Genomic DNA, 13663 nt, shown 5'->3' with positions numbered 1-13663 from the left:
AATGAACAAATTCGGGTATAGACAAGGGATTATATCAGGAATTATTATCAGTGTATGTGTCGTGTACCTCCTGCGATTGTTTACCTATCAGGTGGTGTCCGACAAATATAAAGTTATGGCTGAAAATAATTCCCAGCGGACGGAAACCGAATATCCGGCACGAGGATTAATATATGATCGGAATAACAAACTTTTGGTTGATAATCAAGCGGCCTACGATTTAATGATTATCCCCAACCAGGTAAAAAAATTTGATACTTTAGAATTGATTTCCATTCTGGATATAACGAAAGAATCTTTGGAAAAAAGGATTCAGGATTGTCGGGATTATGCGAAATTCAAACCTTCGGTTCTTGTTTCCCAGATCCCCGGAAACAAATATGCTATCCTTCAAGAAAAACTTTATCGTTATCCGGGTTTTTATATACAAACCAGAACGTTACGAAAATATAACGTAAACCATTCTGCAGATGTTTTCGGCTATATCGGAGAGGTAAATTCCGAACAGATGAAAGATCCCTATTATGCACAAGGAGATTACATCGGGATCAGTGGGTTGGAAAAAACATACGAAAAACACCTTCGCGGTACCAAGGGAAAACGGGTCGTTCTTGTCGACAATAAAAACCGGGTGAAGGGTTCGTTTGCGGACGGAGAATATGACGAAGATGCCATTGTCGGTGAAAATCTATACACCACGTTAGATGTTGACCTACAAGAATACGCCTACGAACTCATGCAGAACAAAAAAGGCGGAATCGTGGCTATTGAACCTTCTACGGGAGAAATATTGGTCAAGATGTCCAGTCCCGGTTATGATCCGCAATTAATGGTCGGCTTGGATCGGGGTAAAAATTACTCCAAATTGCTAAATGATCCCTTGAAACCCCTATTTGACAGAACGACGATGGCACAATATCCCCCGGGTTCCATATTCAAAACCGTTCAAGCTCTGATTGGTTTACAAACAAAAGCGATTTCCCTGCAAACACAATGTACGTGTAGTGGAGGTGCTTATATTGTCGGGGGAAAATTCATGAAGTGTCACCATCATAGTTCTCCTGTGAATTTACTCCAGTCCATTGAAAACTCCTGTAACCCCTATTACGCCAATGTTTTCAAGAGAATCTTGGAATTACCGGAATATAAAACGGTGCGAAATGCTTACGGGGAATGGCGGAAATACGTGATGTCCTTCGGGTTCGGCAATAAGATATGTCCGGATTTCTCCAATGAAGTATCCGGTTCTATCCCCACGCAGGAATATTACGACAATGTGTTTAAAACACAAAAATGGTACCCCTCCTACATGATTTCTCTTTCCATTGGTCAGGGAGAATTAATGATCACGCCGATTCAAATGGCGAATTTGGCCACGATCTTGGCGAACCGGGGATATTATATTACACCACATATTGTAAGATCGATAAATGACTCGATTTCCAGCCAGATAAAAAAGCACGTTATTCCCATTGATCGGAAACACTTTGACCCTATCGTCGAAGGAATGCAAATGGTTATCAAGGGGGGAACCGGACGACGGGCTCAGGTGGATTCAATTGCAATAGCCGGAAAAACAGGAACCGTGCAAAATCCGCATGGTGACGATCACTCCGTGTTTATTGCTTTTGCCCCGGTAGAAGATCCGAAGATCGCGTTGATTGTATATGTTGAAAACGGGGTTTGGGGATCACGTTACGCGGCCCCGATTGCCGGTTTATTAATAGAGAAATATTTGAAAGGAAAAATATCCGACAAGAAGAAACCTCTTGAAAAAGAGATGTTCCAAGGTAGTCTGATCCATGATACAACCAGTAAAGTAAAAGAAACGAGCAATGAATAGCAGATCTAATAACCTACTTGCCAACATAGATTGGTTTTCCATTCTATTATACCTGTTGCTTGTATTAATCGGGTGGATAAATATTTATGCGGCAGTATATGATGAAAATCATAGCAGTATTCTTGATATTTCTCAAAAGTACGGGAAACAGTTGATTTGGATCGGGGCGGCTTTCGTGCTTGCTTTTCTCGTTCTACTCACGGATAGTAAATTCTTTACCACCTTCTCGATGGTCATTTACGGCATCATGATATTTTTGTTGATTGCCGTCCTGTTTTTGGGTACGGAAACCAAGGGAGCGCGTTCGTGGTTTGAAGTCGGGGATTTTCGCATTCAACCGGCGGAGTTTGCCAAATTTGCAACCAACTTGGCCATAGCCTATGTCATGAGCCGTCATAATTTCAAGGTAATGCGCTTTTCCAGCCTTTTGACCATCGGGTTAATTTTAGCTCTTCCCGCGGGATTGATTATCTTGCAGAACGACACGGGGTCAGCTCTCGTGTACAGTAGTTTTATACTCGTTCTTTTCCGGGAAGGATTGCATGGCTCTATCCTATTGCTTTGTTTCGTGGCGGCAGCTATATTTATCATGGCATTGCTGTATACCCCTTTCACGGTATTGCTTGTCATTATCGGGGGAACACTGATAGCCTTTTATTATTATCGGCACGATATTCGGGAATTATTCCAGATCATCCTGTTCATCGGGTGTGGTTTCGGGCTTTTTGCCTTGATTAAATGGATGTTTAATCTATCGATTTCCGATTATTACATGCTACTCATCGTTTACGTGATTACAAGTATAACCGCGATCTACCCGATATATAAGCGGAAGATGAAAAACATGATTACCCTGTTACTGATCTCGTGGTTATGCGTCGGGGCCGCTCCTTCCGTGAATTATGCTTTTGACCATCTTCAACCTCACCAGCAGGATCGTATTAACGAGTTACTGGGTATAAAAGTAGACCCCAAGGGAACAGGATATAATGTCACTCAATCCAAAATTGCAATAGGCTCCGGAGGATTACTGGGTAAGGGATTCCTACAAGGAACACAGACTAAATTGAACTTCGTTCCGGAGCAAAGTACAGACTTTATCTTCTGTACTGTTGGCGAAGAGTGGGGGTTTATCGGGAGCACCCTCGTCATCGTGCTATTGACGGTGTTTATTTTACGAATTATCAAACTGGCAGAACGACAACGTTCCAGTTTTTCCCGGATATATGGTTATGGAGTAGCCTCTATCCTATTCTTCCACGTGGCAGTCAATATTGGAATGACCATTGGAATGGCACCTGTTATCGGTATTCCTCTTCCATTCTTCAGTTACGGGGGATCATCACTATGGTCTTTTACCATTCTTATATTTATATTTTTGAGATTAGATGCCAATCGTTTACAAGTCTTTAGATAATAAATAAACTTTCTGAACGCTTTCCTTGTGGATTTTCAAGGATTTTAATACATTCGTTCCCAAATGAATTAAACACGAGAAGAATGAAAACATTAATTATAAACATAAAGCAACTTGTTCAGGTTGAAGAAGAACCACGTAAATGGGTTGCGGGTGCCGACATGGCAAAACTGGGTATCATTGACGATGCCTACCTTCTGATTAACGAGGATAAAATAGAGGCTTTCGGTAAAATGAGCGAATTGAATCAAGATACGATTTACGAGGGCACGGACACGGTGAAGGAAATAGATGCCAAAGGACGTTTGGTTCTCCCCGCCTACTGTGATTCCCACACGCATATCGTGTATGCCGGGAGTCGGGAAATAGAATATATTGATAAAATCAAAGGTTTATCATACGAGGAGATTGCCAAAAGAGGTGGTGGCATTTTGAATTCAGCCGAACGTATCCGGAAGGCATCGGAGGAAGAGTTATTTGATTCAGCTTATGCCCGTTTGCAAGAGATTGCCTCTCTTGGAACCGGAGCCGTGGAAATCAAGAGTGGTTACGGTTTGGACACGGCGAGTGAACTCAAAATGTTGCGTGTGATTAAAAGACTGAGCGAGGAAACACCTTTAACCATAAAGTCCACCTTCCTAGGCGCTCACGCTGTTCCAGTAGAATACAAGGGACGGCAAACGGAATACGTGGATTTAATCATTAATGAAATGATTCCAGCTGTTGCTGCCGAGGATTTGGCTGATTATATCGACGTGTTCTGTGATAAAGGATTCTTCACGGTGGAAGACACGGACAGGATGTTAAATGCCGGAATGAAATACGGATTGCGTGCGAAGATACACGCTAACGAACTGGATTACTCGGGTGGTATTCAAGTCGGGGTAAAATACAATGCCTTATCCGTGGATCATCTTGAATATGTCGGGGATGAAGAAATCGCTGCATTAAAAGGTAGTGAAACCATGCCGACCGTGTTACCGGGAGCTGCATTCTTTTTGAATATGCCTTACTCTCCTGTTCGCAAAATGATTAATGCCGGACTTCCTGTTGCTTTGGCTTCGGATTTTAATCCTGGCTCCTCTCCTTCCGGAAACATGAAATTCGTGATGTCTCTCGGGTGCGTGAATTATAAAATGCTGCCGGAAGAGGTGATTAATGCAACGACCATCAATTCGGCATACGCTATGGGTGTAGAAGAAGAGCTGGGTAGTATCGCCGTGGGTAAAAAAGCGAATTTCTATATCACGACTCCGATTACTGGAATAGAGTATCTTCCATACGCTTACGGGACGGATTTAGTTGAAGCGGTATTCTTAAACGGAGAACAAATTTAAGGAAGCTATGCCCTATTCACATTACAAAAAGGTATGGATCCGGAAAGCGTACCGGATAAGATACCCTTAGAAGATTTATTGATTGATGATTTACAATTTCATGATTGAGTGATTAGGAAATCGATACTAAATTTATTTTTTGTCAAATTATAAAATTAATATATATGAAAAAATTAATCGAATGCGTTCCGAATTTCAGTGAAGGGAACGATATGCATATTATAGATCAGATTACAGCAGAAATCAAGGCTGTTGAAGGAGTTAGTCTTATTGACGTGGATCCGGGAAAAGCAACGAACCGTACGGTTGTTACCATGGTAGGTACTCCGGAAGAAGTATGTGAAGCCGCTTTCCGTGCCGTTAAAAAAGCATCCGAATTGATCGACATGAAAAAGCACAAGGGAGCGCATCCCCGTTTCGGAGCTACAGACGTTTGTCCTTTGGTTCCGGTATCAAACATCACGATGGAAGAAACCGTGGAATACGCACGTGCTTTGGCAAAACGTATCGGTGAAGAATTGAACATCCCGGTATATTGCTACGAGAGTGCAGCCTTCACCCCGGAAAGAAGAAATTTGGCTACTTGCCGTGCCGGAGAATATGAGGCTCTTGGTGAGCGTTTAAGCAGTGAACAATGGCATCCCGATTTCGGTCCCCGTGAGTTGAACGAGTGGACGGCTAAAACCGGAGCTACGGCTGTTGGAGCCCGTAACTTCTTGGTGGCTTACAACGTGAACTTAAATACCACCTCTACCCGTCGTGCCAATGCGATCGCTTTTGACGTACGCGAAAGAGGAAGAGCTAAGAGAGAAGGAAATCCTATTACCGGTAAGATCGTAAAAGACGAGAAAGGTAAAAACGTGATGATCCCGGGAACCTTGAAGTCTGTGAAGGCTATTGGTTGGTTTATCGAAGAGTATGGAATTGCTCAGATCTCCATGAACTTGACGGATATTTCCGTGACTTCCGTACATGAGGCTTTCGACGAAGTATGCCGTAAAGCACAGGATCGCGGGATTCGTGTAACCGGTTCCGAGTTAGTGGGTGTAATTCCGTTAAAAGCCATGTTGGACGCCGGACGTTATTTCTTGCGTAAACAACAACGCTCTACCGGGGTATCAGATAAAGAATTGATCAAGATTGCCGTGAAATCTTTAGGCTTGGATGAATTGTATCCGTTCGAACCCAGAAAGAAAATCATCGAGTATATTCTGGAAGATGAGATGAATCAAGGAAAGAAATTCTTGATCGATATGAATCTTCATGAATTTGCTGATGAAACAGCATCAGAATCTCCGGCTCCCGGTGGTGGTTCCATTTCAGCATACATGGGAGCTCTTGCTTCTTCACTGGCCACGATGGTTGCCAACTTGTCTTCTCACAAACGCGGTTGGGATGAGCGTTGGGAAGAATTCAGTAATTGGGCTGAAAGAGGAAAAGCTTATCAAGTTGAATTAATCAAAATGGTTGACGAGGATACTAACGCTTTCAATCGTATCATGGATGCCTTCGGATTACCGAAGAAAACAGACGAAGAAAAAGCTGCACGTCACCAAGCAATTCAAGATGCAACCAAGTTTGCTACCGAAGTACCGTTCAAAACGATGATGCTTTGCTACGAATGTATGGAAGTGGTGAAAGCCATGGCAGAGATCGGTAATCCGAATTCTGTAACTGATGCCGGAGTTGGTGCTTTGGCCGCTCGTTCCGGAGTAATCGGCGCTTTCTTGAACGTGAAGATCAATGCTGCCGGATTGGATGATAAAGAATATGCTAACGATATTATTTCCAGAGGTGAAAAAGTGGTTGAAATGGCCAAACAAATGGAAACGGATATTTTGAATATCGTGAATTCAAAAATCTAAGATTCGTTATTCATCAAAATAAGTAAAGAGATGGGGCTGCCTCATCTCTTTATTTGTACCCCATTCCCGTCACGTTTGAGCCATGAAAAAACCGTAATCAGGCCTTCCCTATTTTTCACCATTTCAATTACAGCTCTACCGCACCAGTTCCCATTGATGGTGTATTGGACTTGTACCGGAGGAGTGTAAAACCGGTGGCCTATTCTGAGCCCGTTATCGGCTCATCTTCTGTTCGTTTTTTTCGAAAACAGGAGAATATCACCTTAAAAATGGTAACTCCACGTCACGGACGGTACAAATGGAAGTAAACTCCAACTTCGGGTAGTCACCCCTTCTCTCGTTTGTTTATGGTATATGATAGAAGGATTCTTACGGGCATACAAATTATAAATGCCAAATACCCATGAACTTCCCTTTCCTTTTCGATTATCCAAAGCGTATGATATATCCAAATGATGATAGGCAGGCATTCGAAAATTATTCGGACGTTCAATATATTCCCGGTATTGCGTATTGTCTGCATCTGTTTGAAAACTTTCAGGCATCGGGGCCGCATGATAGAATTGTTTCCCTATCGAGATGTAGTTCCCGGTCGCAAGCGTAAAATTAATTGAAAATGATTTGTTGAACTTACATTTTTCCTTGATCGGGAGCGTGTAATTGGTCGTCACGTTCAACTTATGCCGACGATCGTATTCAAACGGGAACCATTCCCCGTTATTTACATGATCAAAACGACGTTCCGACTTTGACCACGAATAGGAAACCCACCCCGTTAAGGCTCCTGTCGTTTTCTTTGCCATAACCTCCACTCCATAAGCTCGTCCTTTGCCCATGTCAACATAATCCTGCCAGCTCCTGTCCTTTGTTTTAAGAAAAAGAATACCATCTTGGTAACGTACCACGTGATCCATCTGATGAAAATATCCCTCTATCGAGAAATTCCATGTATTTGCAAAAGCGTAGAAACAACCTATTGAAAACAAATCCGAAGATGCGGGAGCTACTCGCCGGGTAACAGGAACCCACAAATCGGTATTCATGCCCATCGAATTACTCGTCAACAGGTGCTGTGCTTGCTGCATCCTTGCCCATGAGGTCTTGAATAACATGCTCTCTCCTATCCGGTACGAAATAGAGAGACGAGGTTGCAAGGAATAATAACGGGCGTGGGGCACCGCCAGTAAACTAAAACGAACTCCGGCATCCACGCTCCAACGATCATTCAGTTGCCAATGATCTTCCAGATAAGTTTCCAGCGAATACACATTACCGGTGGTCGTGTCTCTCACGTTTTCATTCAAGTTTACACTACCGATATATGACATTTCCGGGGCATAATATTTAATAGAGCAAACCGTTCCGAATCGGGTGCGGTGCTTCTCCCCGATAGCAATCTCCGAGTCGGTTTTCAAAGTCCAATCCCGTAACCGGGAATTTGTTTTCGATTGCTCCCGTTGAGAGACACTCTCGTTATATACCGTCATGATTTGACTATTATTGAATTGACTATAATACAAGGTGATATTAGAGAAAAAGGTAGGGCTGAAGAGATGGTTCCATCGCCCCGAAACACTAAGATTACCCCAGTAAAACCGGAAACGGTCGGAATGTTTGGAATCCTTTGCTTTCCATGTTGCGAAACGAGAATCCCGGCTATTGTACATACTTATATACAACCGATTATACGGGTTGATTTCCCAATTTACTTTAGCATTTAAGTCATAAAAATTATAACCTGTCGAGAAATCACTCCCGGCAATCTTTTGTCCTGTCCATAGTAAACCGTCCAACCAAGTTCTTCTTCCCGATATGAGGAACGAGGCCTTATCTTTTTTCAGTGGCCCCTCCACAACCACGGAGCCGGCCACCGGGCTAACATGAATGTCTCCCGAATATTTTTTACGATTCCCTTCCCGCATGGTCACTTCCAGCACGGAGGACAAGCTACCCCCGTAACGAGCGGGAAGATCACCCGTGTAAAGCGTAACATCTTGCAGGGCATCTCCATTAAAAGCGGAAAAATACCCGTAAGCGTGATTCACATTATACACGGGAAGACCATCCAATAGGAATTGAGTGTTGTCGGAACTACCACCCCTCACGCTAAAACCGGTTAACCCTTCCTGACCGGGATTCACACCGGGAAGGAAATGAAGGGATTTCAACACGTCAGCCTCCCCCAGAACTGCAGGCATTCGTTTCACCCAATCTAAAGACAAGGTATGTTTTCCAACGGCAGATGAAAAAGCATTCTTTTTTTCCACAACCAACACTTCTTCTAGGCAGTTCCCGGGAATTAACGACATCACAATCAATGTGTCCGTTTTCAAGTTAATGATAGATTCTACACGGGTAAATCCCACGTGACTTACCGATAAATGGTTTTCTCCACGAGGTAAAGAGAGTGAAAAGAAACCATATCGGTTACAGCTTGTTCCCCGCCCGCTTTTCGTTTCAACGATCGTGGCATTTACCAGTCGTTCTCCTGTTGCCTTGTTCTCAATATACCCGCTCAACGTTACGTTTTGCGCGAAAGAAGTAAATACGATCCAAATTTGAATGCTGAATATGAATAAAATACGTTTCATCTTACCATTCCTCCCGTTTCGTGAATACTTGAATGAATAAATCTTCATATTTTGAATAAGAGGCCACCAGCCCGGTTCCCCCGTGTATGTTAGAATAAGTCCACAAAGGAGCATAAAACAAGGGTTCAGAATCCATTGCCGATAGATAATCGTCGTTCACGATCGACGATTTCAAATAATGATCGTAATTTTCATCAAGGCTCAATATATAACGGGTACTTTTATAGCATCCCGTGTCCGGTTCCCAGTAATAATACCCCGAACGCCGTCCCTTGTAGCTTAACTCGATCTCCTTCCCGGACAAACCGCAGTCCTCTACCCTTAAATAGTAATCGTATTCTGCCGGGATTTCTTCATCAAAGTCAAAACTGCGGTTAAAGGCATCGGGTAGCGTACTATTCGTTTGAAGATACGACTGAAGTTCCATGTGCAAGGTGTCCGGCACCCCATTCTGTGAGGAATGGGTGGTTGACAGCCAATAGAAGTTTTTTTCTTCTTCCCGATCAGTCCACCGATTGATAATCCGTTCCTGCAGGCTGTCACATTCTATGCTTGCATTCAGCAAGGGGACCGGAACTCTGGTTTCCCCCCAGACAAGCGGTTTGCCCGGAATGTTTACTTCTACCCGATAAACTCCGGTAGCCTCCACGTGATGGGTAATGACATACCATCCCTCTTTCCGGTACCGACATTCACCCACGAAATGATCGTTTTTGTACAATTTTACCAAAGCATTTGCCTCTACGGGAAAATCACCCTGTTCGTAGACGTTTTTTGTCCAAGTGACCCGCACACGAACAGAATCGTCACCAGCCATTAAAATACTATTTACAACCGGAACGGGAGATTGGGCGTTTAAATCAAGGTGTAATTTTTGCTCACATCCATTTAATAATAATTCCCATACCAATAATACGAGGAATATTCCGACAACTTCTTTTTTCATGTATTGATTCTTTTGAGTTTTCTACTCTTAAGAGTCAATAAACCGGAAAACCCCTATTCTAATTTTTTATTTTTCAGATTTTGCCCGAAAATCCATGATCACTTCACGAGTGAAACAACTTCCCACCACGCCAAGCCCGCCTTGTACGTTGGAATACACTTTAATGGGTTCTTTATACATGGTCGATTGTTGTTCAAAAATCCCCAAGGAGTACAGGTAATCAAATAAAGGTTTGTCAATCCGGAGTACTTTCACCCGCAAACGATATGATTCCTTTTCCACGTACCGGATCGTGTCTCCGTCACCCGTGATCACCCATGTTTCCCTCTCGTATGCATAGGGATGACTTACGCTTGCATGGATAATTCGTTCCTTTCCCCGGAAACTTTCATTCGTAAATACCTGATACGGGTTGACATTTATCTCTTTTCCGAAAATCGTCGTGATCATTTCGTGTGATAATAACTCCTCCCCGGAAAGATCCACGTCATAAGAATAAGTCGTGGAAGAATCTATTTTTACCTGTCCCTCTTTCCAACGGATTCCATGATAGAACCTTTCATTTTCAACCACCAGCCTATAATAATTCTCCGTTTCTCCCCCATCTTTTATCTGAACACGTAATTGCAGGGCATTCATTTTACTGAAAGTATCTAATTGGATTTCCGGGAACGAATTGCATACCATGGTAGAACCGACTGCCTCCTCTAATCCCGAACAGGTAACTTTTATCGTGATTTTATCTCCCGCTTTAGGGCGAACGTCTGATGAATAGCGGTTATGACCCGCAGGTTTTAATTCTCCCGCGTACTTATCGTTCATGTACACCTGCCCTCTCACATTCCACGTTGAATCCATTTCCGTGTTGTCCGTGTATGTTCTTGATTTCGAAATTTCAGCATATAGCAAAGAATCCGTTTCTGCATAAGCATAAAGCACTAATCGACTTTCGGGTACCTTTCCTCGAAAATCATATTCTTCTGAATTATTGCACCCGCAATAAAACAAGCCAATCCATATAAAAATCACTATTCTCATCATCTCAAAAAGTAAACGTGTAGGAAAAAGAGGGAATGATCGGGAAAAGCCAATCATTACTAAAATACTGTCGCTCTTCCCGATCACCATATTTAGAATCATAATCGGGACTTAATTCTATCGTGTTCAACCTGCAATAAGCATTGTACAGGTTAATACTCCAAGTGGAAATTCCATGTTTTCGATGACGATGGAAATTGAATCCCAAATCCAAACGATGATAATCGGGTGTTTTCATGTTGTTACGTTTTTCAATATGAAATATGATATCCTTCTTTTCTTCTCCTTTCTCCCCCGGTAGGTGAGTCGGCGTATCATATCTTTCCAATGGTTGCGTCGTATAGAAACCGTTATTGAATGTCCACGTGGCACTTACATCAAAAAAGTTACTGAATTTATGCAGTAAAACCAGATTCAGAATGTGACGGCTATCATATTTCGCCGGAAAACGTAGGCCTTGATTGATTGAACCGTCCGGAAACCAGCGATAAGCACGAGAAAGAGTATAATTTATCCACCCGTTTGTCCTTCCCCCTGTTTTTTGCCCCATCCACTCCAATCCATAGGAACGTCCTTTTCCGGAATGAACGTTTTCTTTCCAATCCGCATATTCCGGGGTGATGTCAACCCCGTTGTAATCGTCTAGCAAATGATTCTGAGTTTTATAAAATCCTTCAAGAGAAAAATGCCATCGCGCACAAGGATGATAATAAACACCTAACACGCATTGATGTGATTTCATGGGTTTCACATCATCACTAACCGGCACCCACAGATCCGTAGGCATATTCATCGTGCTACTTCCCAACTGATGAATATATTGGGACATCAGCGTGTAGGAAGCCTTTGTCTCCCAACGATCCGTCCAATTATATTGCATGGAAAATCGAGGTTCCAGTGAAAAATAATTTGTACTCCCGACATGAAATAATATACCCCGGATTCCGGGATGCACGATCCATTTCTCTTTTATCGTCATTTCATCTTCCACGTAAAAGGCTACTTCATGGGCATATTCTTTATAATTTACCCGTTTTCGGGAAAGCGTTTCTTCTTCCATTACTTTATGAAGAGTGATTCGTTTTTCCGGTGTGAAAACATGATAAATGTAATGTCCCCCGAAATACAAACGGTTCCAATGATTCATGACCCAAGTTAGATCACTTTTCAGCCTCCACTCCTCTTGACCGGATTTGAAACGGATCTTTTTTAACCGGATGGTGTCACCCGATGAATTTTCATGTCGGTATCTTTTATTCATAAAAGCCCGATATTGATTATAAGAAAGCACCGTGTTCGCGTACAATCCCGTGGAGATCATTTTATCCCATCGCAATCCGACACCCCAATTTCCCCACGTTCCACGCATATAATCTCGCTTACGGTCCGGTTCAAAATAGGAGTCTTTCTCATCCTTTTTATATTTCAAATAGTCATTCCCGTAGAATAGAATGAAAGACAAGGCATTCCGTTGCGAGAACATGCGGGTCAGCTTGATATTTATATCCGTGAAATTATACCCTATCTTTTCTTTATTATCATTCGTGTTATTTATTGCCGCGTAAATAGGGGTCCCAATTAAATCCAAGTAAGTTCTTCTAGCCGTGATATTAAACGAGCTACGATTTCTTTCCATGGGGCCTTCAATATTAAATTTACTGGATAAAAGACCAATAGAAAAACTACCATGATATTCTTGTAGATTACCTTCCTTCAAACGTATATCCATAATGGAAGAAAGATGCCCCCCGTAACGAGCCGGGAAACTTGATTTGTAGAAATTTACGTTTTTTACGGCATCAGAATTGAATACCGAGAAAAATCCCAATAAATGATTCGCGTTATACAACGGAATATCATCTATCAGAAATTGATTTTCATCCCGATTACCCCCTCGGACCAGTATTCCCGCTATTCCTTCCATGCCAACCCGCACACCGGGAAATAACTGAACCGCTTTCAGTAGATCGCTCTCTCCCAATAGTTTGGGAATCACGGTTGCAGTCAAGATCGGAAATTCCAGTTGTCCCGGTTGCGAATTCTTTACCCATCCGGGGATATTGGGTTGAACTACAACAATTTCGTCCAAGTTCAACATGGGTTGTAATTCGACGTGAATCACGGTATCCGATTTCAAATAAAATTGGCATGAGGCACTTTGATAACCCACGTAAGAGTAGTTTAAACAAACTTCTCCTTCCGGTACGATTAACGTGTAGAACCCGTAATTATTGGTTGCTGCACCCACGTGCAACCGGGAATCATAAACAGAGGCTCCAATCAGCCTTTCCCGAGATTCTTTGTTATATATTCTTCCATAAACAGAGAAAAAGCGTTTCCCCGGTTTTAAAATGATATATCTTCCCAATTTCTCCCAGAAGATGTTTGATGATTTGAACAAAAGGTTTAAAACCTGTTCTAAATTAGCCTGTTTTATAGATATTGTTTTTTGAACTAATGGTTGTAAAATAGAAGGTGAATATGAAAATATATATCCCGCCTGTTGTTCGATTTTCTTCAACACCTCCTCCACGGGAGTTTCACGAAATGTAAATGAAAAGACTTCCTGAGCATTTCCTCTTAGGGTCCCAAAAATTAACAAGACAAGTATAAGCCCGGCACGCAT

8 protein-coding genes are annotated in these 13663 nt (G+C 42.4%); 4 read left to right on the top strand and 4 right to left on the bottom strand.

Translation table 11 applies throughout. From position 1 onward, the window contains the following. Position 1: 1 nt before the first annotated feature. From mrdA to ftcD, 4 genes are all read left to right on the top strand, one after another. Positions 2–1843, top strand: a complete 1842-nt coding sequence (gene mrdA / locus AB5542_RS05105; RefSeq protein WP_270542136.1) for a penicillin-binding protein 2 — start codon at positions 2–4, stop codon at positions 1841–1843. Beyond that, the gene (gene rodA, locus AB5542_RS05100) at positions 1836–3260 is read left to right on the top strand and encodes a rod shape-determining protein RodA (RefSeq protein WP_279040119.1); all 1425 of its coding nucleotides are present in this window, start codon (positions 1836–1838) and stop codon (positions 3258–3260) included. Before mrdA ends, rodA begins: the two co-directional genes overlap by 8 nt. A gap of 83 nt (positions 3261–3343) precedes the next feature. Next, positions 3344–4597, top strand: a complete 1254-nt coding sequence (gene hutI / locus AB5542_RS05095) for an imidazolonepropionase (protein ID WP_087420246.1) — start codon at positions 3344–3346, stop codon at positions 4595–4597. 164 nt (positions 4598–4761) lie between these two features. Continuing rightward, positions 4762–6462, top strand: a complete 1701-nt coding sequence (gene ftcD / locus AB5542_RS05090) for a glutamate formimidoyltransferase (RefSeq protein ID WP_087420247.1) — start codon at positions 4762–4764, stop codon at positions 6460–6462. A gap of 263 nt (positions 6463–6725) precedes the next feature. Here ftcD and AB5542_RS05085 read toward each other — a convergent pair whose 3' ends face one another. The 4 genes from AB5542_RS05085 to AB5542_RS05070 form a co-directional block, all read right to left on the bottom strand. After that, entirely contained in the window at positions 6726–9053 is a 2328-nt protein-coding gene (locus tag AB5542_RS05085) for a TonB-dependent receptor domain-containing protein (protein ID WP_288215105.1), read from the bottom strand. A gap of 1 nt (position 9054) precedes the next feature. Continuing rightward, positions 9055–9999 carry a DUF4249 domain-containing protein gene (locus AB5542_RS05080; protein WP_279040114.1) on the bottom strand — a complete coding sequence of 315 codons (945 nt, stop codon included), beginning with the start codon at positions 9997–9999 and terminating at the stop codon, positions 9055–9057. Positions 10000–10065: 66 nt separating this feature from the next. Continuing rightward, positions 10066–11037 carry a DUF4249 domain-containing protein gene (locus AB5542_RS05075; RefSeq protein WP_288215106.1) on the bottom strand — a complete coding sequence of 324 codons (972 nt, stop codon included), beginning with the start codon at positions 11035–11037 and terminating at the stop codon, positions 10066–10068. Between the two features lie 4 nt (positions 11038–11041). Then, positions 11042–13663, bottom strand: coding sequence for a TonB-dependent receptor (locus tag AB5542_RS05070; RefSeq protein WP_288215107.1), 2622 nt, complete (start codon positions 13661–13663; stop codon positions 11042–11044).

Origin of the sequence: Butyricimonas sp. RTP31003st1_G1_RTP31003_210430 (genome assembly GCF_040920905.1) — a bacterium.
GTDB classification, from domain to species: domain Bacteria; phylum Bacteroidota; class Bacteroidia; order Bacteroidales; family Marinifilaceae; genus Butyricimonas; species Butyricimonas paravirosa.
Note: the sequence above shows the minus strand (reverse complement) of the source record. Positions and strands in the feature narration are given on the sequence as shown.

Bases quoted from the DNA above. Each gene is read 5' to 3' on its own strand.
- mrdA (WP_270542136.1), top strand. From the start codon at position 2: ATGAACAAATTCGGGTATAGACAAGGGATTATATCAGGAATTATTATC.
- rodA (WP_279040119.1), top strand. From the start codon at position 1,836: ATGAATAGCAGATCTAATAACCTACTTGCCAACATAGATTGGTTTTCC.
- hutI (WP_087420246.1), top strand. From the start codon at position 3,344: ATGAAAACATTAATTATAAACATAAAGCAACTTGTTCAGGTTGAAGAA.
- ftcD (WP_087420247.1), top strand. From the start codon at position 4,762: ATGAAAAAATTAATCGAATGCGTTCCGAATTTCAGTGAAGGGAACGAT.
- AB5542_RS05085 (WP_288215105.1), bottom strand. From the start codon at position 9,053: ATGAAACGTATTTTATTCATATTCAGCATTCAAATTTGGATCGTATTT.
- AB5542_RS05080 (WP_279040114.1), bottom strand. From the start codon at position 9,999: ATGAAAAAAGAAGTTGTCGGAATATTCCTCGTATTATTGGTATGGGAA.
- AB5542_RS05075 (WP_288215106.1), bottom strand. From the start codon at position 11,037: ATGAGAATAGTGATTTTTATATGGATTGGCTTGTTTTATTGCGGGTGC.
- AB5542_RS05070 (WP_288215107.1), bottom strand. From the start codon at position 13,663: ATGCGTGCCGGGCTTATACTTGTCTTGTTAATTTTTGGGACCCTAAGA.